Origin of the sequence: Rhizobium sp. NLR10b (assembly GCF_019685435.1) — a bacterium.
Taxonomy (GTDB): Bacteria; Pseudomonadota; Alphaproteobacteria; order Rhizobiales; family Rhizobiaceae; genus Rhizobium.
In genome coordinates, this window is sequence record NZ_JABDWV010000008.1 from 113,221 (window position 1) to 137,011 (window position 23,791).

Genomic DNA, 23,791 nt, shown 5'->3' on the forward strand with positions numbered 1-23,791 from the left:
ATGAACGGACCGCTCCGATGGGGTGATCGGAGCGGTCTGATCAGACTGTTACTTCGCGGGGTTCGGGCCGATGCGCTTGCCGTGCTTGACGCGTTCTTCTGCGCCATGAACCATCGTGTAGGCGTAGTCGATGCCCATTCCGTACGCGCCCGAATGCTCCTTTACGAGGGCTGTGACCGCATCGTAGGTCTCCTTGCGGGCCCAGTCGCGCTGCCACTCGAGCAGGACCTGCTGCCAGGTGACCGGAATAACACCTGCCTGCACCATGCGATCCATCGCGTATTTGTGTGCGTCCGCGGACGTGCCGCCGGAAGCATCCGCGACCATGTAGATCTCGTATTCCGGGACATCATGGAGAGCCGAGAGCGCGAACGTCGTGTTGCAAACCTCGGTCCACAGACCGGAGACGACGATCTTCTTGCGGTCCTCGGCGGCGTTCTTCGCCAGCGCCTCGCGGACGTTCTGGTCATCCCAGGAGTTCATCGAGGTGCGTTCGAGAAGGTCGTTCTCCGGGAAGACAGCAAGCAGTTCCGGATACGTGTTGCCCGAGAAGGATTGCGTCTCGACCGTCGTGATCGTGGTCGGGATGTTGAAGATCTTGGCGGCCTTGGCGAGGCCGACGACATTGTTCTTCAGCGTCTGACGATCGATCGATTGGACCCCGAATGCCATCTGCGGCTGCTGGTCAATAAAGATGAGCTGGCTGTTTGCGGGGGTCAGGACTTCGAGCTTGGACATGGTCACTTCCTCTTCCGTTGTTTGGACCGCCTGTTGCGGAGTTATTAAATGGGCAGCAGCAATCGATCGGCCGCCGTGCGACGTTCGTTCTGCAATCCTTGAAGTGTTGCTGGATCCTTATCGGAGCCGCTCACTCGTTGTCTTGGCTGCTGGAAAGACACTTACCGCGCGGATGGTGCACAAGGAATTGCAATAAGAATTGCTATTGAATTGCGACTTCTGCAACAATCGCGAACGCCAGTGCTGCTGAAATGGAAAGCGCCGCGGCCCTTTCGGAACGCGGCGGTTTTATCGCGGTTTTGTCTGGAGATTGCTGCTCATGCCGTCAGCGGCACAAGGTTGGACTGGATCTCATCGCGGTAGTCCTCGTATCGGCTCGGGAGCTTGAGCGCCTCCCCGAGGTGCGCCGTGTCCTCGTCCCGGTTGAAGCCAGGCTCGTTCGTGGCGACTTCGAACAGTATCCCGCCCGGCGTGCGGAAGTAGATCGCCCAGAAATAGTCGCGGTCGATGACGGGCGTCACCTGATAGCCTGTATCCATGAGAGCTTTGCGCACTTCGAGCTGCTTCTCGCGGTTTTCGACGGCGAACGCGATGTGGTGCACCGAACCTGCGCCCGGACGCGCAAAAGGCGTCTTCGGCAACGCTGCCAGATCGATCGTGTCCGCCCCATTGCCGTCGGGGATATTGAAGCGGGTCACGTCGCCCTCTTTGTCAGCGCGCTGGTAGCCCATGAAGCCGAGCAGTTCTTCGGTCGCAGCGGTGTCGTGCAGACTGAATCTTGCGCCGGCGAAACCGCGAATTGCCGCATCGTCGGGAATTCCATCGGCAACCCAGGGTGCCCGCTTGTCGTCGGAGGATTCAATGAGAGCAAGGGCGTCGCCGTCCGGGCCCATGAAGCGAAGCCGGTTGGCGCCAAACACGGTGTCGAGTTCCAGTCCATCCACGCCCTGCGCGGTGAAGCGGTCCTGCCAGAACTTCAGCGAACCCTTCGGCACTGAGAACTGTGTTTCGCCAACTTCGCCGACACCCGGGCGGCCGAGCATCATGTTCGGAAACGGGAAGTAGGTCATCACTGTCCCGGCCGACCCCGTCTCGTCACCGTAGTAGAGGTGATAGACGCTGGGGTCATCGAAGTTGACCGTCTGCTTCACGCGGCGCAGACCAAGCGTATCGGTGAAGAAGCGATTGTTCTGCCGCGCGTCCGATGCCATCGAAGTCACGTGGTGTAATCCCTTGATGTCCTTAATCATGAAGATGCCTTTCAGTGGGCATTGAAATTGTTCATCTGAAAACTACGCCCGTTGATCGCCATCGGGTATTGCAATATTCCTCTCGAGTGAATTGCAAATCCTGAAACAATGACATGAACGATTACAAAGCCCTCAGAACCTTCCTGCTCGCCGCCGAGAAGCGAAATTTCGCCCAGGTCGCCCGCGAGTTGGACATGACGCCGGCAGCCGTCACACGCGCGATCGCAGCACTCGAGGCGGAACTTGGCGTGCAGCTTTTCGTGCGCACGACAAGGCAAGTCTCGCTGACGACTGACGGCGCGATCTTCGCCGCGCAGATCCAGCCAGCGGTGAAGACGCTGGAAGAAGCGCGCCGCGAAGTTATGAACGCACACAAGGCTGACGAAGGGCGGCTGCGGATCAGCGCGCCGACGTGGTTCGGCAAGACCGTGCTGCCGCCGATCCTGTCAGGTTTCAAGGAACGCTATCCGAAGATGAGCTTTGAGATCTCCTTGTCCGACGGTTTGGTGAATATCGTCGATGACGATTACGATCTGGCGATCCGCATCTCATCACAGCCTTCGGACAAGTACACGATCTGGAGAAAAATCAGGGTAGTGCCGCGTATCCTGGTCGCGGCCCCGGGGAGCCGTTTCGCCGAGATGCAACATCCCAACGAACTAAAGCCAGACGACTGCCTCGCCTATAGCGGCGAAAGCCGGCGCGAGAACTGGCTATTGTCCGACGGTGGCTCAAGTATCACGATCTCGGCAGGTCGGGCCTTCAGCGCCAACAGTGGCGAGGTACTGGCGGACATGGCCGCCGACGGTGCAGGTGTCGCACTGCTCCCAGGATTCAACATCGCCGATCACCTCAGGAGCGGTCGTCTCGTCCACGTCTTCAAGGGATGGGCGCCGCCTGACCTGTGGCTGACGCTGTTTTACCCGCCGTACCAAGCCCTTCCACCACGCATCGCTTCATTCTCGAAATTCTTCGAAGAGCAAGTCGCGGCGCAGATGGTCATGCTGGATTGACGTACACCGCCGCGCATCATCACGGATCCTCAGGAGACTTACACCTTCCTCAGATCGAGCCGTCCTGTGAAAGCGCCCTTAGTCTTGCGGCGACGATTTGCTGTAGCTGCCACAGGTTTCGATCGAAGATGTTCCGGTCTGCCAGATTCAAGACCGTCCGATGCAGGTATTCCGCGCAGGATCCCGCCGGTCCGCATGCTTGAGCGATCAACACTGCGGCGTCATCGAGCGGTATCTTCTCCGTGAGCCGTGATCGCTTCGTGCTCGCCCAAAATGTGAGGGCGCGGCGTCTACCCGTCGGTGTCTCGACCGAAACCCATCGCACCATGTCGCACACCTCGGCATATCGGATTTCGCGCGCCAGAAGCGTACGCAGATCCTGCCTTTTCGTGGCGCAGGGGAGCTTCAGGACGAGGCCAGAGCAACTCCCTCCCGGCCGAAGCGCCAGCATCAGACCCGGCGCATCGGAGGTGGCCCTTAGCCGTTCTATCCTCAACGAGAACGCACGATGCCACCCGTAGGCAATGGCTTCTTCACTTGTCGCTACTTCGAAGCTCGGGTTCCACATCAAAGACCCATAAGCGAACACCCATATCTCCTCGTCACCAGCCTCCCGCTCTACTCTGCTGACGAGTTCATCGAGCCGCTGACCCGAGATTGGAGTCCAGTTAGGCTCTGGGCCCTCGTCCTCGACCGGCTTGAAGGTTTTGGCTACGAGGTCCGGGGTCAGTTGCATGGCAACAGGTACCGGTGTCTTGGCGGTGCTTGTTTTTCGCATGTGGCAATTATTTCAACGAGATAAACGCCGAAGGACCATCGCATCCGGCAGTTCTTGGGGGTCGCCTGATCATTTAACGGGGACTGTTTCTATCGAAGAGGGTAGCGCGCCGATCGCCTGTGGATCTTTGTGAGGCGACGGGTGCGTGGGAGGCCGCACCCGTCGCCAGGACCGATCAGGCCTGGACGAAGGCCAGCAGGTCGGCATTCAGCACGTCGGCATTCACGGTCAGCATGCCATGCGAAAACCCCGGGTAGGTCTTCAGCGAACCTTTCTTCAGAAGCTGCATCGACTTCAGCGCCGAGTCCGCAATCGGAACGATTTGGTCGTCTTCCCCATGCAAGACGAGCGTCGGAACGGTGATTGCCTTCAGGTCATCCGTCTGGTCGGTTTCGGAGAAGGCCCTGATGCCATCGTAATGGGCCTTGGCGCCGCCCATCATGCCCTGACGCCACCAGTTCTGGATCACGCCTTCCTGCACCTTGGCGCCTTCGCGGTTGAAGCCGTAGAACGGCCCGGTCGGGACGTCGCGAAAGAACTGCGCGCGGTTGGCGGCAAGTGCCGAGCGGAAACCGTCGAACACTTCCATCGGCAGGCCTTCGGGATTGGCCTCTGTCTTGAGCATGAGCGGCGGCACGGCCGAAACGAGAACCGCCTTGGCGACGCGGCCGGCAGGTTCGCCGTGCTTGGCCACATAACGGGCGACCTCGCCGCCACCGGTGGAATGACCGATATGGACGACATTCTTCAAGCCGAGCGCCTCGACGACGGCAAAGGCATCGGCTGCGTAATGGTCCATATCGTGACCGTCGGCCACCTGGGCGGATCGGCCATGGCCACGCCGGTCATGGGCGACGACGCGAAAACCTTTCGACAGGAAAAACAGCATCTGCGCATCCCAGTCGTCGGACGACAGCGGCCATCCATGGTGGAACATGATCGGCTGGGCATCCTTAGAGCCCCAATCCTTGTAGAAGATTTCGACGCCGTCTTTGGTGGTTACATATGGCATGTTCTTGGATCCTTCGATTGGGTTGATGGTAGGAGCCGCATTGGCTGCGAAACTGAGAGAGGGTGAAATTGCCATGGCTGCTGCAGCGGCGCCAATGGACAACAGCGCGTCGCGGCGGGTCATGGAATGGCGAGGTTGGGTCATCTTCGTCCTGCGATTTCGTTATTGAAAACTTCAGCTAACTTGTGTTCGTCTGACAGGGGTAATATTGCCGTCACATCCTCACATCCACAATTGCGGGAATAATTGCGAGTTTATTGCGTCGCGTGAAATAATGGGAGGTCTGGCCCGGGCCTGACGTGCTCCTGTCGTGAGGCCATCTGTTTTTCCTGAAGCAGGCGGCGGACGGCATACAAGATGAGCCCGGTGCCAAAAGCGTCACCGTGGCTCACTTCCGATCGAACGGATCGCAGCCTGCCAGCAGACGCGAACGCGTTCATATCCTGGCGATCGGATTGCTAAACGGGCCTCAGAGCATTCTAGGAGATCTCCGCCCTCGCGGAGCCGATGTGACAGCGATCGGCTGAATCCAAGACGTCGCAGCCTGGCACGATCCGCATTTGGCCGCGTCGAGCAACGGTTGCCAAGCCAGGCTCGAAGCTCCCGGTCATTCTCAATGCAAAAGCAGGAGACGCGCGAGGAAAATTCGAACATGCAACTGGCAACCGAGATAGTCGCTCATCCCGATTGGATCAGCTCGCCCGGGAGACGCCGGCCGGCCTCGAAACCTCGCTGCCCGAGAAGATGATGACGGCGAACATCAGCACGCCGGCGAAGGCGATGAGCGAGGAAATGGCGACAATCGGTTCCACCGCCGTGTTTCCGGAAAGCATCAGATAAAGGGACGGGATCAGCACCGCGACACCGAAGGTGTAGACGACGTACTGGATCATCGCCAGGCGCTTCTCGGCCTTGTGTGGGTTGAGCGCGTGGTAAACGCCGAAGAGCGCCATGGTGACCCAGCCGAGCAGGTTGGCGTGGGCATGGGCCCCGGTCGGTGCGTGATTACCTGAGATCGACATGTGAAGGCCGATCGAGATGCCGGCGATCAGAAAAATGATGGCGGTCTTGAAGTAAAGATTTGCGATGCGTGGCATTGTTTTTCCCCTCTGTAGCCGACGAAACCTAGCATGTTTTCAAGCTTCTGAGAACGAGCGCATTGGAGATCTTTGGAGCGCCAGCCCCGTTGCCGAGTTACAGTAGAAATAATGCCGGGAAGCGAGGCGACATTGGACGACATTGCCGGCGGGTGAAGCGGGTTAACCCCGGATGACAGCCGTCAGTGGAACTTGTTACGGCGGCTTGGCGCGGGCACGCTCCGGCTGGAACAGGTTGGTTGAACTAAGCCACAAGCGTCGCGGAACCGAGAACCAACCGCGGGCGTTTGTTGGATCATGTTGAAGCAGCAGGCATTTCGCCCCCGGATCGGCACGATTTACCAGATTGACAAGCACCAGGTGCATGTTCTGGAGAGCGGCGACTTGAACGCAAGACCGGTCCTTGTCCTCCATGGCTGTGGGAGCCTGGCTGAAGAGGTTCTGCTTCCGTTCGCTCAGAGCCCGTTCCGAATGGTGGCCCCCGATCGTCCGGGCTACGGTTTCAGCAGCCCTCTTCCTCTCGCTGAACGAGGACCGGTAGGCCAATCCTTTTGGCTTGAGCGCCTGATCGATGCAATGGACCTGCATTGCGTCTCGATCGTAGCCCACTCCATCGGCAGCGCACCGGCACTTCATCTGGCCGCGCGCCGGCCGGAACTGGTGAACGGATTGCTGCTGATTTCGCCGTGCTGCAGGCCCGTCCCACCAAAACCGCTGCTCATCCTCCGGGCGGCCGTTGCCCCGATGGTGGGATCCCTGATCCGTCAGCACGTAATCAGCCGATGGGCAGCGTTTTTTCTCGAGCGTGGTCTGCGGTCGTCATCCTGTCCAAACACGTTACCTCCCCAGCTATCGGTGTTGCCGGCCGCTCATATGGTCAATCCGGGCGCAATTGAAACAATGGCTAACGAGCTGCGGGCCTTCAACAAAGACATGGAACTTCTGCCGCAGCTGCCCGGCAATCTTCCATTGCACGTCCTGTTCGGTTCGGAGGATCGCATAGTTCAGCCGGCCTGGCATATCGATGGCCTTCGGCAGAAGCATCCGGGGCCGACGATCAGGGTGATCGAGGGCGTCGGCCACCTTCCGCATCATGTTGTGCCAGCCGTAGCCCGACAGATGCTGAGCGACCTTGCGAGGGAGCGAGTACGGCAATCTTCTAAGCGGCAGCATTTGGCTGGTGTCCCGTGAGTGGGCCCTTGAATGATCGCCTACGGTTTGCTGCGCCGCGAAATTATTTTGCATCGCAGCAACTTTTCGCCATCACGTTGGTTAGAGTCGAGCTTCGTGCCTGAAACGCGAAGGAAACGACATGAAAATCCAGCGTTCACAATCTCGCCGTCTGAACGAACTTCGCAACTTCGGAAACAACCCCGGCAATCTCAAAGCTTTCACATACCAACCGCGCAATCCCCTTCCCCTTGCACCGTTGGTCGTCGTCCTTCATGGCTGCACGCAAAATGCCGATGGGTACGACAGGGGCTCCGGCTGGTCTCGGCTTGCCGACGAAGAAGGTTTTCTGCTGCTTTATCCCGAGCAGCAACGCGCAAACAACCAGAACCTTTGCTTCAACTGGTTCCAGCCTGAAGACACCCGGCGAGGTACTGGGGAGGCTCTGTCGATTTACCAGATGATCATCGCAATGGTCGCCGCAGGTCAAATCGACCCCGCCAAGATATTTGTCACCGGGCTGTCCGCCGGCGGTGCGATGAGTGCCGTCATGCTGGCGACCTATCCCGAGATCTTTGCCGGTGGCGCCGTCATCGGCGGATTGCCCTACGGCTGCGCAGCGACGGTGACCGCCGCCTTCGAACAGATGCAGGGAAAGAGGGTATCGCCGCCCGATGAGCTGAAGCGAGTTGTTCGAAACGCATCCGAACACGACGGCCCATGGCCCACTTTGTCGGTCTGGCACGGCACTCATGATCACACTGTCAAGCCGCGCAACGGCGATCAGATCGTCGAGCAGTGGCGACGGATCCATGCACTTCAGAAGGCGCCGGCCATAAAGAATGTCAACGGTAACAAGCGCAAGATATGGGTGGATTCGGCAGGTCGCGAGGTGCTCGAGCAATTCGAGATCGCCGGCATGGCGCATGGCGTGCCGCTCGCGACGCGTGGTGAACGTGGCCTCGGCGTCGAAGGGCCGTTCATGCTCGAGACCGGCATATCGTCAACAAGGGAAATCGCCCGTTTCTGGCAGATTCTGCAACATGACGGCAGAGATGAGGTCGAGTCGCTCCGGGTTCACAATAGCGGCGGCGGCTTCGATGGGGAAATCATCCTGCCAGGGGCAGTCGTCGAGGTAAGGTCTCCTTCCGGCAAAGAAGGCCCCGAAAGCCAGCCAAACTCAAGTTCGATAGCGCGCACCATTTACAATGCACTCAAAGCCGCGGGTCTTGTTCGATGACTTTACGAGGATCCCGTCCCGGTCTGAGGGGAGGGAACCAGCCGCACCGAGTGTGCGGTGATCAACAAAACGGATAGGGCGCACCAGCTCTCTTCGGCCACGGCGTCGGTCGGAGCCTTGAAGTGCTAGACTAAGCGCATTTGCTCGGGCGCGTAAAAATGGCCATCGGAAAAACCACGAGGGGTATCGATTTGAACAAGGTCATCTGGCCGCGAGGAGGGCGCCGATCTCCGCGAATGAACCCCGACTGAATGGTGCCTTCAGCTTTCGTTCCGAAGGGAGCGTCTAGAAGAAAGACGTTCAACCGCGGTCTTATCCGCCTGAGGAGACATATTCATGATCCGCACGTCTATCATTGCAACCGCACTCGTCGCTCTCGTCGGCATTACCGCCGCCGGCCCCGCCATGGCCAATGATGTTCGTATCGAACAATATGGCTGGTCTAACTCTGCCGGCGGGGCACAGGAAGGATACGAAAACCGGATCAGAACCTACCAGAACGGTGGCTACAACCGGATTCTCGGCCGTCAATATGGTCATCGAAATCTTTCAGCTGTCGGTCAGGAAGGCAACGACAACTATGGCGCCACCTATCAGCGTGGCAACCGCAACGTAGCGGGAATTGGCCAATTCGGCTCCAGCCATACGACCATCCTTACCCAGGACGGTAATGGCAACATCGCGGCCGGCGTCCAGGTTGGCCACGGTTGCAGCGCCAATGTCAGCCAGGGCGGCAACGGCAATGTCGCGGCCTTCGTCCAGGCCTGCCCGTAGGCGGCTGCAAATGCGGTGAAACAGGTCAAGATCGCAACAGCAGACCATCAGAGGAAACGACCATGCCAAATTGCATCCAACATCCGCGCCGCGCGATGACGATTCTCGCGCTGGTCCTGCTTCCCGTCGGCGCGGTTTCCGCCATGACGACTGCCGACCCATCTGACGGCGCGCAGCTTTGCGAAATCAAAACAACCCCTGGGGCTGGTATGGTGAGACTGGACGCACTCGTCCACGCCGACATGCATGTCGGCGTGACTTACACCTTCCATGTCGAAAAAGTGGGAGGCGGCGGAAGCTCCACGATCAACCAGAGTGGCGATTTCGATGCCGCAGAGGGACGCACGGCAATTCTTGGTTCGGTCTCGCTCGACTCGAAAGGAGCCAAATACAAAGCCACGCTGGACGTCGTCGTCGGGGATAAGAGTTTCAGCTGCGCGAAGCAGATCGGCGGCAACTAATCGGCCTCCATGACCTGCAGTCTTCCTGAAAGGGCGCCGGTTTCCGGCGTCCTTTTCCATTCAATCAGGACGAAGCGACTGAACGACAACTGAACGGGCAATTCCGACTTGGTTCAGCTGCAGGATGCGAAAGTTGATCATCGGCTGAGGCAGCCGGAAATGGAGATCAGAATGACTCGCAATTTGTTTAAGATCCTTGCCATCACCCTTCTTGCCGGGAGCCTCGGCCAAGTAGCCGTGTCTGCGCCAGCCTATGCCGGCGGCCGGATCTCGCTCAACCTCGCACCGAACAATGCTCAGGATGCCGGACTTTTTTCAACGGGGCTGCGCGTCTATTCGCTCTACCGAGGTCTGAAAGATGCTGACATCCGGCAGCGGGGCTGGGGTAACGCGGCCGCTATCGCTCAGGCTGGCCGCGGCAACCTGGGGTTCGTCCGGCAACGGGGCAATGGTCATTCCGCGACCTTGCAGCAGAACGGCAACAACAATGCCTATGGCATTTTCCAGTATGGGCGAAATACTGAAACGGACGTCGTGCAGGATGGGGATAACGGCGGTGGTGCTACCTTCAGCTATGGCTGGTAAGGCAGTTCACAAGGCTGGGGCGCGACCAGTCAGCGCCCATACCTCTACGGCGAATATTTAAGCCGCTAGAATGTAAGCTGCACCTTACAGGCGACCGCACGGTCGCCGGCAAGGGTGAAGGCTGCGGCGACTTCTTCCAAGGGTAAGCTGTGGCTGATGATCGGCAGGACATCGATCTTGCGGCTTGCGATCAGCCCCGCGGCAGTGGCGAATTCCTCGTGGAACCGCTGGGTGCCGTGGATATGTAGCTCCTTGCCGACAATGGCGTTGAGTGGGACCGGGATCTCGCCGGTGACGCCGACCTGCACGATCGTGCCGCGCGGCCGAATGGCGGCGATCGCACTGCGGATCGCGGGTGCGGCGGCCGAGCATTCGAAGACGAGATCGAAATACCCTTTACCCGCCTCGAATTCGGGAAGTGCCGCAGCCCCGTCGGAAACATTGATCGTGCGGCTGGCGCCCATCGCTTTGGCCCGTGCGAGCGCCGCATCGGCAAGGTCGGTCACCACGATCTCGGCCGCGCCATGATAACGGGCGGCGGCAACCATCAGGCAGCCGATCGGGCCGGCGCCGGTGACGAGGACGCGTTTGCCCGAGATCTCGGCGGCGCGCGATGCGGCATGCAGGCAGACGGCGAGCGGCTCGCTGCAGGCCGCTTCCGCGGCGGTCGTCTCGGCTCCCATTTCGAAACATTGCCGGGCCGGCACCACCAGCCACTCCCGGAACATGCCCTGCTCATGCGGCAGGCGCATCGCGCTTCCCATGAAGCGCATATCGAGGCAATGGATCGGCAGTCGCTTCAAGCAATATTCGCAATGGCCGCAGGGCTGGCTTGGATTGACTGCGACCAGCGTGCCGGCTTTGAGCTCGACCCCCTCGCCCGCTTGGCTCACCCTCCCCGAGGCCTCGTGGCCGGGAATGATCGGCTCGCGCACCCTGACCGGCCCGAAGCCGCCGTCCTGATAATAATGCAGGTCGGAGCCGCAGATGCCCGCGGCCGCCATCTTGAGAAGCACCTCGCCTGGACCGGGAGCCGGAACCGTGTCCATTTCGACCCTGAGATCGCCTTTTTGGTAAAGCCGCGCCAAACGCGTCTGCATCCTAGCCTCCTATCTCAACAGTCCGAGCTGCTGCGGCAGCCAGAGCGATACGGCGGGAATGAAGGTGATCAGGAGCAGCGCCAGGAACAGCGGCACGAGCCAAGGCACGATCGCCATCGTCGTGCGTTCGACCGAGAGCTTCGCCACCCGTGACAGCACGAACAACACCATGCCGAGCGGTGGGTGAAGCAAGCCGATCATCAGGTTCAGCGTCATGATCAGGCCGAACTGGACGGGATCGATGCCGAACTTGGCGACAATCGGCAGAAGGATCGGCACGAGGATGGTGATCGCCGCGATCGTATCCAGGAAGCAGCCGACGAAAAGCATCAGCAGGTTCACCAGGATCAGGAACACCCATTTATTGTCGGTGATCGACAGGATCGCATCCGACAGCAGCTGCGCGGCCTGGCTCACCGTCAAGAGCCACGCGAAGACCGATGCGGCGGTAACGATGAACAAAACGGATGCCGTCGTCTCGATCGTGTCGAAGCTTGCCTTGGCAAGCGTCGAGAGCGTCATCGTGCGGTAGCGCACGAGGCCGAGGAACAGCGACCAGAGCACGGCGGCGACGGCGGCTTCCGTCGGCGTGAACCAGCCCATCGTCATGCCGCCGATCAGGATGACCGGGGTCATCAGCGCCATGACGGCGGAGAAGCCGAAATACCAGTCGAGCGCCAGAAGCACGAGAAGGGCAATGCCCGCCGCGGCATTCATCGAGAGGCCGGCGCCCATCATCAGATAAATCGCCATAGGCACCATCAGGACAACGACGATTTCCATGCCGGCCGACAGGAGCTCGCGCACATTGAACGGCGCGTCCGAGCCCCAGCGCTTGCGATAGGCGAAGGCGGCGACGGTGATCATCATCAGCAGCGTCATGACGACGCCCGGCAGGATGCCGGCCATGAAAAGTGCGCCGATCGAGACGTTCGCCATCATGCCGTAGATGACGAAGGGCAGGGACGGCGGGAAGATCGGCCCGAGTGTGGCGGAGGCGGCCGTGACGCCGACGGCCGCTTCGACCGGATAGCCATGGTCCTTCATCGCCTTGATCTCGATGGTGCCGATGCCGGCGGCATCGGCGAGCGCTGTGCCCGACATGCCGGAGAAGATGACGGAGCCGATGATATTGACCTGCGCCAACCCGCCCTTCATCCAGCCGACCAGAGCGACCGCGAAGGAATAGATGCGGCCGGTGACGCCGGCGGAATTCATCAGATTGCCGGCCAGGATGAAGAAGGGCACGGCGAGCAGCGGAAAACTTTCGACGCCGGCGATCATGCGTTGGGCGACGATGATGTCGGGCGCCACGCCATAAAGGACGATGTAAAGCACGGAGGCGACGGCCATCGAAATGGCGACGGGTACGCCGACCAGCATCAGCAGCAGAAACGAGCCAAGAAGCAGCAGCATCGGGTCATCCTTCGACGGATTGGAATTCTTCCGGGCGCTCCAGGACGGAGTAGCCGCGGCGCATATTTGCGATGAAGACGATGACCGCGCGGATCAGCATCAGCCCGAAGGCGACTAGCACCGAGTAGAAGACGATGTTGCGCGGCAGGTCGATGGTGACCATCTGCTCGTCGGCGACGATGTCGACGTAACGCCACATCAGAGTGCAGCCATAGGCGAAGAAACCGATGCGGACGATGTCGACGAAGGTCGCGAGCACGCGCGCCAGCCCTGCAGGCATATAGTGATAGAACACGTCTACCTGGATATGCCTCGAGGTGCGCACGCACATGACGGCGCCGAGAAAGACGACGCCGATCAGGCAGTTGATGGCGATTTCCTCGGTCCAGGCATAGCTGTCGTTCAGCACATACCGCGTGAAGAACTGCAGGAAGACGCAGCCGGCCATCAGCCAGAAGACGATCAACGTGATCCAGTCCTCGACGGCATAGTCCGAGACGTTCGCCGTCGGCGCATGCCCTTCGAATTCGTGACCGATTTCCTCGGCCGTGATTGGCGTGTGAATTTCTTGCGACATTTTCGGCCTTGTTGCGGTTGGAGAAGAAGGGCGCGGCGCTTGGGCTGCGCGACCTTCGTTCGTTGCTCGGCGGGACGGCCCCTCATCCGGCTGTCGCCACCTTCTCCCTGCTTGCGGGGAGAAGGGACATGCCTTGACCTCTCCGTTCCCCGCTTGCTCTCGCAGAGCACGTCCCCTCTCTCCCCGCGCGCGGGGAGAGGGTTAGAGTGAGCGGCACGAAGAAGGCAGTGAGCGAGCTCCTACTGAATCGCCCGAATCGCTTCCCAATCGGCCTTTTCATAGCCGAAGTCCTCGAACTTGACCTTTTCCATCACGGTCTTTTCGAAGTCTGCTTTATCGACCTCGGTGACGTTGAGGCCTTTTTCCTTGAAGGTCGCAACAAGGCTGTTTTCCTTGCCGGCGATCGTCTTGGTCGTGCGCTCGGCCGCCTGCTGCATCACTTCGCCGAAGATCTTCTTGTCCTCGTCGGAGAGCTTCGCCCACAGCTGCTTCGAGATCACGGTGTTCAGGTGGTCGACGATGTGGCCGGTGAGGATGATGTTCTTCTGGACCTCGTAGAACTTCTTCGCCTCGATCGTCGTCAGCGGGTTTTCCTGCGCCTCGACCGTGCCGTTCTGCAGAGCCAGATAGACTTCGGCGAAGGCGATCGGTGTCGTGTTGGCGCCGCAGGCGCGCGGCATGGCAAGATAGGCCGGAACATCGGGCACGCGGATCTTCAGGCCCTGCATGTCGGCGCATTTGGCGATAGGCTTGTTCGAGGTCGTATGGCGCGTTCCGTAATAGCTGACGGCGGCGATATGGTTGCCAGTCTTGTCCTCGTAACCCTTGGCGAGACGCTTGAAGACATCGCTCTTGGTATAGGCGATCAGATGGTCGGGATTACGGAAGATATAGGGGAAGTAGGTGACGCCGATCGGCTTGTAGTCGCGTGCGGCAAAACTCGATCCCGAGATGATGATATCGACCGTGCCGAGCTTGAGGCCCTGGTTGATGTCGGCTTCCTTGCCGAGCTGCGAGGCTGGATAGACCTCGATCTTGTAGCGCCCGTCGGTGCGTTTGGCGATTTCTTCTGCGGCCCAGACGGAATCCGTGTGGAAGGGCTCCGAGGTTTCATAGACATGCGCCCATTTCAATACCGTCTGGGCATGCGCGACCGCCGTCGTCGCCATGATCGCGGCTGCGGTGCACAGTATCGTTGCTAGTCTGCTCTTCATTGCGCTCTCCTCCCGTGCTCGGGTTTAAGTCTTGGTGGTTCCTTTCGCGGGCGCCTTGTCGCGGCCGCGCTCCTCCTCTCCCGAGAACTCCTCCCCAAAGCTCTCGGAAAATCTCTTCTGCGATAGGGTGAGATGGCTGCGCATTGCAGCCTTCGCGCCGGCGGCATCGCCGGCGGCGATTGCATCGCGGATGGCCCGGTGCTCATCGACGGCGCTGCGCCATGTCGTCGGCCCCTCGAAATGGCTGGCCAGCTTCGCGAAATAGGGAGTCATGCGCATGTCGAACATCTCGCCCGTCACGCGGGTCAACGTCGAATTGCCGACAATGGCGGCAATGCCAGTGTGAAAGGCGCGGTCGGCGGCGAGCACCGTCGCCGCATCGTTGACGCCGCCGCTCATGCGCATCAGCGCCTCGTCAAGCACGGCAATGTCTTCAGGCCTGGCCCGGGTTGCCGCCTCTTCGGTTATGGCGCATTCGATGATGGCGCGTGCCTGCAGCAGTTCGAAAGGCCCCTCCACCGGCTCGCTTTCGCTTGTCGCCATGCTGACGCCCTGACGGCGCACCACATAGATGCCTGAGCCCATGCGGATGTTGACGAGGCCCTCGACCTCCAGGACGATCAGGGCTTCGCGCACGGTCGGGCGTGAGACCGACAGTTGCTCCGCGAGATCGCGCTCGGCCGGCAGCTTCTGACCGACGACAAGCTCGCCTCCGGCAATCATCGAACGAATTTGATCCGCTACCTGCCTGTAGAGGCGGCGCGATTCAACGGGCAAAAACATCTGGCCTCCCCGGCGGCTTCTCCTCAAGCGCGCAGCTGGTCAACTGGCCTGACCAATTTCAGAGGTAGCACCGTGGGAGTTGTGCGTCAATGCGCCGCATGAAATTCCAACTGGCATCGTTCCCGCGCCAACGACCGTGGGAACCTTCAACCCCGTCACGGGTTCGGGCCCGACATGGGAGCATGATGATGAATTTTCTCTGGCTTTTTGCGGTATCGGGAGGGGCTGCCCTTCTCGGAATTGCTCTTGCTTTCGGAATGATCAAGCAGGATGGCGACGATCGGTTGCAGCCATCGCTGGCGCTTTTGTGGTGGCCATCGGCGCGCTCGGACTCGGCATCTATGTTCAGAAGGCGCCCACGGCTCCTTTGCGCGCGTCCGATAGAGAGGGGTCGCAGAACAACCTTCCGGCGGCTGCGACGACCGAAAAGGATCTGCCGGGAAAGTGACGCTTGAGAGATCGTCGATTCCGGTGCGAGACGCGCTTCAGCGCCTCAGCCGGGCCCGGCTAGCTGCGTCCTGTGATGCCAGGGACATCGTAGGCGTCTGCAGCGAAGGCTTCGAGGGATGCGCGGTTGCGGATGATTACCAGGCCGCGGGTGGAATAAATGAGATGCTCGCCCTCCAGGATGTGTAAGGCATCAGTGACGCTGGAGCGGCGGACTCCCAGCATCGTGGCCATATATTCATGCGTGATTTCAATCTCTTCGCCATCGAGGCGGTCATGGCACAGCAGAAGCCATCTCGCCAGACGAACGTCGATCTTGTGAACGGCGTTGGACAGCGCGGTGTTGGCGACCTGCGCGAAAAAACTATGGAGAAAACGCAAAAGCAGCCGGCGGACGGTGGGCCGGTCGGCGAGGAAGCATGCCAGGGCGCCGGCTTCCACACGGCGCCCGTGACCGCCAACTTGCATCATGACGTCGAATGAAAACTGTTCCGCGTCCACCGTCAGGGGCGGCGGCGACATCCCGTCCCTGCCGAGCACGCCGATCTCGGCCTTCCTGCCCTCGGGGCTCGTCGCCACCATGGAAGCAATGCCGGTTTCGAGGAAATAATAATGGCTGACCGGCATGCCCAAATGCACGAGCTCGAAGTCGCGCGGAAGAAGAAGCGGTTCCAGCATGCGCTCCAGAGCCATAAGCTCCGGATCCGCCAACTGCGACAGAATGAGATTTTCGCTTTCGAACGCTCGCATCACTCTGCCCTTTGTTTGGCAAGAGGACACTGTCTCTCGGCCGTCAGCACCACAGATGCGCTCAGCCCTACGCAAAATTATGAACGCCGGAATGGCCGATTGCAAGGCGCTGAGGCTTATCTCTCATGATCGGCAGAAGGCTTCGTGGAGGAGTTTTGTACGCAACCGCACGCGCCCGAGAAATTTCCTGTAGCAAGTGCTAATGTAGTCGACGGCAATAGCGGGGCGCGCGCTGGCATGGATCAATATCCCCTCCCGAGCAACGAGACTGAAATCTATCGGCACATCGTTGAGAGCGCCCGGGATTATGCAATTTTTGCAATGGATCGCAATGGCACTGTCATGACGTGGAGCGCGGGTGCCGAAAAAATCTTCGGCTATTCGGGATCCGAAATCATCGGACAGAGCGGTGCCGTGATCTTTACGTTCGAAGATCAGCTTGCCGGGGCAATGCTTAAGGAGATCAGGCTTGCCTTGACCACCGGCCGCGCCGACGACAATCGCTGGCATGTGAGAAAGGACGGCAGTTCGTTCTGGGCTTCGGGACTGATGATGCCGCTTCGCAACGATACCGGTGAGACCTATGGCCTTCTGAAAATCGTCCGCGACCGAACGCAGATGCTGCATGAGGACGAAGCTCGGCGCGCCAGCGAAGAGCGCCTCCAGCTTATTCTCAAAAGCGCGATCGACTATGCGATCTTCGCCTTCGGCCGCGATGGGCGGATCATCAGCTGGAACACCGGCGCCTGCCGCATCTTCGGCTACGAGGAGAGCGAGATCCTCGGTCGCCACGCCCGCATCCTGTTCGTTCCCGAGGACCGCGAAGAGGGCGCGCTGGAGCGCGAGATGGAGGCGGCGGCCGAGCGCGGTCGCGCCGAGAACGAGCGGTTTCACTTGCGTAAGGACGGCTCGACATTCTGGGGCAGCGGCTTGACCATGCCGCTGCGCGCCCAGCGCGCCGGTTTTCTCAAAGTGCTCCGGGACGATACCGAGCGGCATTTCGCCGACGAGCATCAGCAGATCATGCTGCGGGAGATGAGCCATCGCGTCAAGAACAGCCTGGCTCTGGTTGCGGCCATGCTCGCCATGCAGGCCCGTTCGACCAAACAGGAGGAGGTCGGACAGGCGCTTCGGGATGCTGAAGCGCGAGTCGGAACCATTGCCCAGGTGCACGACCAATTGTGGCGCCAGCCTGATATTGAAACGGTGGATCTGGCCGATTTCCTGTCCAGCCTTTGCCAACGCCTGCAGCAATCGACCTCCGGCCACACGGTGTCGGTCGTCGCCGATCCATGCATGATCGATGCCGACCGTGCGATCCAGATCGCCCTCCTCGTCAACGAACTGGTGACCAATGCTTTCAAACACGCTTATGCCGAGGTAGCAGGCGCCGTCACGGTCAGCGCCCGGAGCATTGCCGACGAGATCCGCCTGGAGATCGCCGACGACGGACGAGGACTGCCGCCGGAAGTGCTGTCCGGCGAGAACGGCGGAAAAAGCCTCGGAATGAAGATCGTGCGGGCGTTGGTGCAGCAACTGAGGGCCGAGCTTCACATCGAAAACCGGGAGCCCGGCACGGGGTTCGTGATCAGGCTGCCGAGGGAGGTTTGAGAGCGTTCCGTGTCGGGCAGGAAATTATCCCAGAAGCGGTGCGCCTGGGACTATGGCTCGGCGTTTGTCAGAACCGTACAAAACTTATATGAAGATGGTCATCATTGCGCGCGTGACCCATATAGCTCTCATTACCGCCAAAGAGGCGTCGGTATGAGCACGGGCTGTCTCCCGCCAGGAGAAGCGCATGCGCGTACCGGACCAAAGCGATATTCGGAATCTGCTGTTGAAGGCCCTGCCGGCCGAGGCATTCCAAAAGCTCACCGGCGATGGCAGTCTGATCGAACTTCCGGCCAGAGATGTTCTGGTCGAAGCCGATCAGCCGAACGAGTATGTCTGTTTCATCGAACGAGGTCTTGCCTCAATGGTGGCCGCCAATGGCGATGACGAAGCCGTTGAGGTCGGTCACATCGGACATGACGGCATGTCCGGCCTCCATGTCCTGCTGAGAACGGATACGACACCCAACCGCACCTTCGTTCAGGTCGCCGGCTCCGGCGTGCAGGTGTCGGTGAAAAGCTTCAAGCAGGTGCTGGCGGAATTTCCGGTCGCCAACGAACTGTTCCTCAAATACATGCATTGCTGCGACATTCAGCTGGCCCAGTCAGCGCTTGCGAACGGGCGCTACAATATGCACGAGCGGCTCGCCCGCTGGCTGCTGATGTGCCACGACCGGCTGAATGGCAGCGACCTGCCGCTGACGCATGAACTGCTGGCCATCATGCTCGGCGTGCGCCGCGCAGGCGTCACCAACGAATTGCACGTCATCGAAGGTCTTCGAGCGATCAGGTCGACGCGCGCCAATGTCAGGATCCTCGACAGGGACCGGCTGGAAGAAATCGCAGCCGGCTGCTACGGCGTTCCGGAGCGCGAATATCAACGTTTGATCGGTCTGCCGATCCGGCGCCCCACTAATCGGCACTCCTGATCGTATCGGCAAAAGGCACGATCAGAAGCAGGCTCCCCTGTTCGTCGCAAATGTAAATCTTTCTCGCTGAAATGTCTTTTCTCGAAAGAATTGCCTGACTCATGAGGGCTCTTGCATCCTGAACGGCTTCGCGCCTGGCGTCTTCAATGGTGGCCAGTTCCGAACCATCGGGATCAACGACCGTGCCGGTGTCTGAAACGACATTAAAATAAAATCTTGGCATCAGCCGCCCGATCGTTGCAGAATCAATGCCATAGCCTGTCTTAAGGTTCCGTGGAAAAGAACCAGGGCGCCCTTTAAAACGGCGCAATATCCTCGTTTCAAATGCTGCTGTCGAAATCAGTGGGACGTTTCGGCGCCGCCAGTGGCAAGACGCGTCATCGTCGCGCGAAGATCGAGGAGCTCCATAAGAATGATCTCCCATTCCTCGTCATCCGCTTCAGCAATCGATATGACCGAAGCGTCGATCATGCGAAGCAGACGGTCGAGAGCCGGAGCTCGACCGAAGTTGTCCGGCACTCCATCGCGCAGGTTTCTAAGATCGGCAACGATCTGTCGCAGAGCGATCTGCCGATCGACAAAACCGAGTTCGGAATGACCTGCCGCGACAGGAGCACTTTGCCGGGTTCTATCCATCGTGCCCATCGGCCCGCCCGGCATTCTCGCGCACATGTGCGCAGGCCGGTGCATCCGGGGTGACGAGCAGGTCCTCTGGATCCAGATACACATGCCGCATCAGGCCTGCGAGCCTATGCTTGTCTCGAATGCCGCATTCGAACCAGGATACGAGTTCTCTGGCAATATGTTCGGCTGCCGGGCTGGCGATCCCGCATGATTTTTCCTGGCACCAGTCTTCAAGGACCGCGGTCAGCATTGCCACGTCGTCGGGCTGTAACGGCGGCTTCGTGATTCCCGCGTGCTGCATCATCCGCGTTCCTCCCCTTATATGCGACGATCCTAAACTTAGGGTCATCGATTTCAACAGCTGGTGCGAAAACGTACGGATCGCACGGCCGGCGCCCCGATCCCAACCGCCGGGGAACAAGGCGGCCCGGCAAGGGTTCGGCGGTCAGGGCAAAATGAACGTCGCATGACAGGCTCGAATATGGTAGGCACGATACAGGCGCGGACCCGCCTATGTTTCTAACCGCCATTGAACAGCATGATCACCCTAAAACCTGGATTACAGTAGGCGTCCGCCATGAAGTCGCTCAGTCCGGTCGCCGGCAAGACGATCCTTATCATTGGTGAAGCCGGCTTCCTTTCGGACGGTGCAAGAAAGGCGTTGATCGCCCGCCAGGCGGTGCTCGCCGGCCCCGTTGTCATCTCCAGCGCCATGGAATGCTTGAGCGAGGGCCTCCTGTTCGATGCGGTGATCATCGATGTGACGATTTCCGACGAAGCCATGCTCTGGATAAATGATTGGTTGGAGACACGGCGGATTCCTTTCATCTTTGCCTATGACGAGCGATCCGAAACACCGCCGGGCGGCTTTGTTGTCAGTGGGCGTCCTTCCGACGTGGACGCGATGATCGCCGCTCTGTTCGGAGGGGACTCGTCCTATTATCACTAAAGCGCCTCGCGTCCCTTCGGGCGCGCGATGCGGTGGATGTTCGCTTCCGTACAATGGAGGACGAGGAGTTGTTTCGGCTGCAATAGAGTCCCATTATTCAAAAACGCACGATGAAAAGCTTAGGGACCAGGGTCATGCTCGATTCTCAGTCCATCCATTTGAAAGCGCTCGATTCAGCCGATCTTCAGCGTCTGCAAATCGTTTTGGATGTGATCTGCCGCGAGGCGGGCAAAGCCGTGCGTTCGCCTGAAATGCAGGAGGTCGCCGCTCTGCTCATTCGCCTTTATCGCCACGGTTTGACTGACGAGGTCAAGCTGCTGTCGGTCGGCCGTCTGGCCTCGGTAAAAAAGGGGCTCTCCCGAACTGCTGCGATCACGGGGGGCGGAGATCGAAACGGCCGCTCGGTCATCTCAATCTGACGAGGAGCAGCTCATGAATGACGGTGAAAAAGCGCGAACCGACGTCGAAGGAACCGAAAAGGAAACCGCCGATGCGAGGAAAAGCCCGCCCGCCGGTCCTCACGCCAAAGATCATCTCATAGACGAAAGCAAAACGCCCGGCGCCGGCGCGCTGTCCGAGAAGGACGACCAGAGCATCACGCCAGGATCAGGCTGATCCACCGCCGGTCCGCCGAAAACACCGTCGGCTGCGGAACCTGCTCCTTCGGGCGCGGTTTGAGGGGTATGGAAAATGAAGTTCCCACCAATTATCAGGTAACGACGAACCCTGCCCTCACGGGACTTTTGGGACGCTGCCCGCGGTGCCAGCGGGGTCATCTGTTTTCCGGATATCTTACGCTCGCCCGAGGCTGCGAAGTCTGCAGCCTGGATTATTCATTCGCCGATCCGGCGGATGGGCCGGCCTTCTTCGCGATGTCGATCGTCGCCGTTCCGGCGCTCGCCTTTGCCCTCTGGTTCCAATTCACGTTCGAGCCGGCGATCTGGGTGCATCTCATCGTCAGCCTGCCCCTCAGCGTCATCGCCTGCATTCTCATTCTGAGGCCGCTGAAAGGCTGGCTCGTCTGCTCGCAATTCTTTCACAAGGCGGAGGAAGGCAGTATCGACAGAGCCTGGCATGCCTCCGAGAAGGAGCGGAGGGAGCGGTCCTGAGGCGCTCACGCGGCGGCATGCTTTTCAGCGGGCGAGATCCTTGCCGATCAGCCGCCGATATTCTTCTTCGGCAGCGCCGTAAGATCCGTGCGCCTCTTCGATCAATCCCCGCCGGTTGAGGATGACGATCTGCCGTCGGGTGGACCGGATCAGCCCTTTGCCTTCCAGCAGGTGCAGCGCGACCGTAACGCCGGCGCGGCGCACGCCCAGCATCACCGCCAGAAACTCATGCGTCAGCCAGATGGTCGCGCCGTCGGTCCTGTCATGGACCATCAGCAGCCAGCGCGCCAGCCGCTCCTCGAGCTTGGCATGGCCGTTGGCGAGCACCGTCGACGTCGTCTGCGCGAGCAGCGCCTGGACATAGGCGAGAAGGAGGCTGCGTAAGGGACGGCTTTCCTCCATCGCCGCGGAAAGGGTCGATGCCGGCAATTTGAAGCCATGGCCGGAAACTTGCATGAACGTCCGGTTAGCGGATTGATTGCCGCCGAGAATGACAGCCGCACCCGTCATGCCCTCGCGGCCGACGATGCCCACTTCGATGTCGCGCCCGCCTCGAAATCTCGCCACGATCGAGGCGAGCCCTGATTCGAGAATATAGACGTCGCTGACCGGGCTATTCTCCATTTCGAGGATCGTGGGCACCTCAAGGTCGACGGGCTCCAGATGCGGCAGCAGGAGTTGCTGCTCCTGCGGGCCCATGACGCGCAAAAGTTCATTCCGAAAAATCAATTGTTGGTCATCCATGTCCGTCCGCGCATCGGTGTTATTCCGACCCTTGCTGCGGGCGAACCTAACCATCTCGAATCATTGAGCAATACATTGTGCAATAGCGTACAGAATCGAAGGTCTGCGCAGGATCAGCCACTATTCGCGCCAGGGCGATCAAGCCTCTGCGAAATCCAGGCTCTGACAAACCTGTTCGCTCGGGCCGCCAGCCTAGTCGGCAATCGGTTGAAGCCGTGCGGGGCCTCGGGGAAGATGACGCAGTCGGAATTGCCGCTTTGGCTCTGCCATCGCTCATGCATCGAGATGCTGTCGTCGAGGATCGGATCGAGCGCTCCGGCGACCAGCAGGGCGGGGGGCAGGCCAGAGAGATCGGCAAACAACGGACCCTTCGCCTCACGCCCGGAAAGGCTTGGCGTCAGTCGCTGCAGATTGCGCAACGCCGATGGCCCGTCGATCACCAGGCTTCTGCCGGTGGAGCGGCGCAGGCTTTGCGACCCGCCGAGATCGAATGCGCCGCACATGGAAACGAAGCCGGCAACGGCCTCCGCCTTACTGCGCGCTCGAAGATGAAGAAGTGCTTCCGCGGCGAGATGTGCACCCGAGGACTCGCCGCCGAGGATCATCCGCTCGACCGCAAACTCGGCAAGATGGTCGGCCAGCCATTCGATCGACGCTTTGCTGTCCAGAAGAGCGAGGTCCAGCCGGTCGTCGGCGGCATTGTGAAAATCGACGCCGGCCGCTACTATCCGACAGTCTCTTGCGATCGGGCAGGTGATGCCGTCGTCAAAGCGGGCGTTGCCCATCACCTAGGCGCCGCCGTGGAAATGGACATAGAGGCCGCGCGGGGCTCCGTTCGGAAGCATCAACCTCAAGCCGATCCGTCTGCCGTCGGCTGTGACAATGCGGGTGACAACGTGCCTGCGGCGCAGCAGCCTGTCTGGAGCCAGCAGTTGCGCGACGCGAATTGAGGTCTGCACGATTTTGGCGTTCCAGCGCCTATCGGTATGATAGCTGGGAAGGAAGCGCAGCAAGGCATTGAGCCTGCGGGCGGCGCCGATCTCGCGGGAAGTGAACGGCGCCGGCCGCAGGCCCGATGCTGTTCGAGGGGTCATGTCCGTCACTTCGCTATCAGGCTTCATCGGCAGCAAAGGCAGGCGTCGCGGCCAGGAAGAGAAGGGAAAGGTTGAGCATCAGCCGCATCATTGTTCTCCGTGTTTATTCGGTTGAAGCAGGCGATTGCGCCCGAACGGCCGGACCGAGAGTCGGTTCCCGAAACGAGGACAGATTTGAGCTGCATACGCGCGGGAACCAGGGGAAGTTGAAGCGGATTGACAACAATCCGGAGATCGAGGCCGGCCGGCAAGTCCGGCAACATTCCTTTCGTCGATTCCGCGCAAATCCGGAACCAAGAGCGGGCTGGTGAGTTGTGTGGGAGAGCC

General features: G+C 60.1%; 29 protein-coding genes. 12 read left to right on the forward strand and 17 right to left on the reverse strand.

The annotated features are described in order from the left end of the window. Positions 1-48: 48 nt before the first annotated feature. Positions 49-738 carry a hydrolase gene (locus HJB91_RS15155; protein WP_221123497.1) on the reverse strand — a complete coding sequence of 230 codons (690 nt, stop codon included), beginning with the start codon at positions 736-738 and terminating at the stop codon, positions 49-51. A gap of 317 nt (positions 739-1,055) precedes the next feature. Next, a complete protein-coding gene (locus tag HJB91_RS15160; protein WP_210632024.1) occupies positions 1,056-1,988 on the reverse strand; it encodes a VOC family protein in 933 nt (310 codons plus the stop codon). Between the two features lie 113 nt (positions 1,989-2,101). Between HJB91_RS15160 and HJB91_RS15165 the strand changes: the two genes are divergently transcribed. Continuing rightward, positions 2,102-3,001: a LysR family transcriptional regulator gene (locus HJB91_RS15165; RefSeq protein WP_221155222.1), complete on the forward strand. Its 900-nt coding sequence runs from the start codon at positions 2,102-2,104 to the stop codon at positions 2,999-3,001. Positions 3,002-3,050: 49 nt separating this feature from the next. Here HJB91_RS15165 and HJB91_RS15170 read toward each other — a convergent pair whose 3' ends face one another. The 3 genes from HJB91_RS15170 to HJB91_RS15180 all read right to left on the reverse strand — a co-directional run bounded on the left by HJB91_RS15170 (position 3,051) and on the right by HJB91_RS15180 (position 5,888). Continuing rightward, positions 3,051-3,779 (reverse strand): gamma-glutamylcyclotransferase, encoded by a 729-nt coding sequence (locus tag HJB91_RS15170; RefSeq protein ID WP_221155223.1) that lies wholly within the window; start codon positions 3,777-3,779, stop codon positions 3,051-3,053. A gap of 175 nt (positions 3,780-3,954) precedes the next feature. Next, positions 3,955-4,791: an alpha/beta hydrolase gene (locus tag HJB91_RS15175; protein WP_311044440.1), complete on the reverse strand. Its 837-nt coding sequence runs from the start codon at positions 4,789-4,791 to the stop codon at positions 3,955-3,957. A gap of 692 nt (positions 4,792-5,483) precedes the next feature. Next, on the reverse strand, positions 5,484-5,888 hold the full coding sequence (locus HJB91_RS15180; RefSeq protein ID WP_210632026.1) for a hypothetical protein: 405 nt from the start codon (positions 5,886-5,888) through the stop codon (positions 5,484-5,486). Between the two features lie 297 nt (positions 5,889-6,185). On the opposite strand from HJB91_RS15180, the gene HJB91_RS15185 reads away from it, so the two are divergent. The 5 genes from HJB91_RS15185 (at position 6,186) to HJB91_RS15205 (ending at position 10,118) form a co-directional block, all read left to right on the forward strand. Then, a complete protein-coding gene (locus tag HJB91_RS15185) occupies positions 6,186-7,079 on the forward strand; it encodes an alpha/beta fold hydrolase (protein ID WP_221155225.1) in 894 nt (297 codons plus the stop codon). Between the two features lie 121 nt (positions 7,080-7,200). After that, positions 7,201-8,298: a PHB depolymerase family esterase gene (locus tag HJB91_RS15190; protein ID WP_221155226.1), complete on the forward strand. Its 1,098-nt coding sequence runs from the start codon at positions 7,201-7,203 to the stop codon at positions 8,296-8,298. A gap of 336 nt (positions 8,299-8,634) precedes the next feature. Continuing rightward, on the forward strand, positions 8,635-9,072 hold the full coding sequence (locus tag HJB91_RS15195) for a curlin (RefSeq protein WP_210632029.1): 438 nt from the start codon (positions 8,635-8,637) through the stop codon (positions 9,070-9,072). Between the two features lie 62 nt (positions 9,073-9,134). Next, on the forward strand, positions 9,135-9,533 hold the full coding sequence (csgH, locus tag HJB91_RS15200) for a curli-like amyloid fiber formation chaperone CsgH (protein WP_221155227.1): 399 nt from the start codon (positions 9,135-9,137) through the stop codon (positions 9,531-9,533). Positions 9,534-9,704: 171 nt separating this feature from the next. After that, positions 9,705-10,118 (forward strand): curlin, encoded by a 414-nt coding sequence (locus HJB91_RS15205; RefSeq protein ID WP_210632031.1) that lies wholly within the window; start codon positions 9,705-9,707, stop codon positions 10,116-10,118. Positions 10,119-10,183: 65 nt separating this feature from the next. Here the strand turns inward: HJB91_RS15205 and HJB91_RS15210 are convergent, their stop codons facing one another. The 6 genes from HJB91_RS15210 to HJB91_RS15235 form a co-directional block, all read right to left on the reverse strand. Beyond that, a complete protein-coding gene (locus HJB91_RS15210) occupies positions 10,184-11,218 on the reverse strand; it encodes an L-idonate 5-dehydrogenase (protein WP_221155230.1) in 1,035 nt (344 codons plus the stop codon). Positions 11,219-11,227: 9 nt separating this feature from the next. Continuing rightward, positions 11,228-12,634 (reverse strand): TRAP transporter large permease, encoded by a 1,407-nt coding sequence (locus HJB91_RS15215; protein ID WP_210632033.1) that lies wholly within the window; start codon positions 12,632-12,634, stop codon positions 11,228-11,230. Positions 12,635-12,638: 4 nt separating this feature from the next. Then, on the reverse strand, positions 12,639-13,211 hold the full coding sequence (locus tag HJB91_RS15220; RefSeq protein ID WP_221155232.1) for a TRAP transporter small permease: 573 nt from the start codon (positions 13,209-13,211) through the stop codon (positions 12,639-12,641). A 239-nt stretch (positions 13,212-13,450) separates the two neighbouring features. Next, entirely contained in the window at positions 13,451-14,425 is a 975-nt protein-coding gene (locus tag HJB91_RS15225) for a sialic acid TRAP transporter substrate-binding protein SiaP (RefSeq protein WP_221147051.1), read from the reverse strand. Between the two features lie 24 nt (positions 14,426-14,449). After that, positions 14,450-15,208, reverse strand: coding sequence for a FadR/GntR family transcriptional regulator (locus HJB91_RS15230; protein ID WP_221155234.1), 759 nt, complete (start codon positions 15,206-15,208; stop codon positions 14,450-14,452). A gap of 507 nt (positions 15,209-15,715) precedes the next feature. Beyond that, entirely contained in the window at positions 15,716-16,510 is a 795-nt protein-coding gene (locus HJB91_RS15235; RefSeq protein ID WP_259669892.1) for a Crp/Fnr family transcriptional regulator, read from the reverse strand. Between the two features lie 132 nt (positions 16,511-16,642). Here HJB91_RS15235 and HJB91_RS15240 point away from each other — a divergent pair, with 132 nt between their 5' ends. Both HJB91_RS15240 and HJB91_RS15245 read left to right on the forward strand, forming a co-directional pair. Next, complete coding sequence (locus tag HJB91_RS15240; protein ID WP_221147055.1) at positions 16,643-18,016, forward strand: sensor histidine kinase; 1,374 nt, start codon at positions 16,643-16,645, stop codon at positions 18,014-18,016. A 187-nt stretch (positions 18,017-18,203) separates the two neighbouring features. Beyond that, on the forward strand, positions 18,204-18,944 hold the full coding sequence (locus HJB91_RS15245) for a Crp/Fnr family transcriptional regulator (protein WP_221147056.1): 741 nt from the start codon (positions 18,204-18,206) through the stop codon (positions 18,942-18,944). On the opposite strand, the gene HJB91_RS15250 is transcribed toward HJB91_RS15245, so the two are convergent. Genes HJB91_RS15250 through HJB91_RS15260 form a run of 3 tightly spaced genes read right to left on the reverse strand, consistent with a single transcriptional unit; the run spans position 18,928 to position 19,872 of the window. Continuing rightward, a complete protein-coding gene (locus tag HJB91_RS15250) occupies positions 18,928-19,254 on the reverse strand; it encodes a DUF6894 family protein (RefSeq protein WP_311044661.1) in 327 nt (108 codons plus the stop codon). The two genes, HJB91_RS15245 and HJB91_RS15250, sit on opposite strands and share 17 nt — an antisense overlap. Before the next feature lie 29 nt (positions 19,255-19,283). Then, positions 19,284-19,580 (reverse strand): hypothetical protein, encoded by a 297-nt coding sequence (locus tag HJB91_RS15255; protein WP_221147057.1) that lies wholly within the window; start codon positions 19,578-19,580, stop codon positions 19,284-19,286. After that, on the reverse strand, positions 19,573-19,872 hold the full coding sequence (locus HJB91_RS15260) for a hypothetical protein (protein WP_097601689.1): 300 nt from the start codon (positions 19,870-19,872) through the stop codon (positions 19,573-19,575). The genes HJB91_RS15255 and HJB91_RS15260 overlap by 8 nt, the downstream gene beginning before the upstream one ends. 273 nt (positions 19,873-20,145) lie before the next feature. Here HJB91_RS15260 and HJB91_RS15265 point away from each other — a divergent pair, with 273 nt between their 5' ends. The 4 genes from HJB91_RS15265 (at position 20,146) to HJB91_RS15280 (ending at position 21,626) form a co-directional block, all read left to right on the forward strand. After that, positions 20,146-20,517 carry a hypothetical protein gene (locus HJB91_RS15265; RefSeq protein ID WP_210632043.1) on the forward strand — a complete coding sequence of 124 codons (372 nt, stop codon included), beginning with the start codon at positions 20,146-20,148 and terminating at the stop codon, positions 20,515-20,517. Between the two features lie 134 nt (positions 20,518-20,651). Next, positions 20,652-20,936, forward strand: a complete 285-nt coding sequence (locus tag HJB91_RS15270; RefSeq protein WP_183704944.1) for a hypothetical protein — start codon at positions 20,652-20,654, stop codon at positions 20,934-20,936. A 13-nt stretch (positions 20,937-20,949) separates the two neighbouring features. Further along, positions 20,950-21,132, forward strand: coding sequence for a hypothetical protein (locus HJB91_RS15275; RefSeq protein WP_183704946.1), 183 nt, complete (start codon positions 20,950-20,952; stop codon positions 21,130-21,132). Between the two features lie 68 nt (positions 21,133-21,200). Continuing rightward, positions 21,201-21,626, forward strand: coding sequence for a DUF983 domain-containing protein (locus HJB91_RS15280; RefSeq protein WP_221155235.1), 426 nt, complete (start codon positions 21,201-21,203; stop codon positions 21,624-21,626). A 24-nt stretch (positions 21,627-21,650) separates the two neighbouring features. Here the strand turns inward: HJB91_RS15280 and HJB91_RS15285 are convergent, their stop codons facing one another. The 3 genes from HJB91_RS15285 to HJB91_RS30715 form a co-directional block, all read right to left on the reverse strand. Beyond that, the gene (locus HJB91_RS15285; RefSeq protein ID WP_221155236.1) at positions 21,651-22,370 is read right to left on the reverse strand and encodes a Crp/Fnr family transcriptional regulator; all 720 of its coding nucleotides are present in this window, start codon (positions 22,368-22,370) and stop codon (positions 21,651-21,653) included. A gap of 113 nt (positions 22,371-22,483) precedes the next feature. Continuing rightward, positions 22,484-23,155: an alpha/beta hydrolase gene (locus HJB91_RS15290; protein ID WP_259669900.1), complete on the reverse strand. Its 672-nt coding sequence runs from the start codon at positions 23,153-23,155 to the stop codon at positions 22,484-22,486. A gap of 3 nt (positions 23,156-23,158) precedes the next feature. Beyond that, positions 23,159-23,464, reverse strand: coding sequence for a hypothetical protein (locus HJB91_RS30715; protein ID WP_259669893.1), 306 nt, complete (start codon positions 23,462-23,464; stop codon positions 23,159-23,161). Between the last annotated feature and the right edge of the window lie 327 nt (positions 23,465-23,791).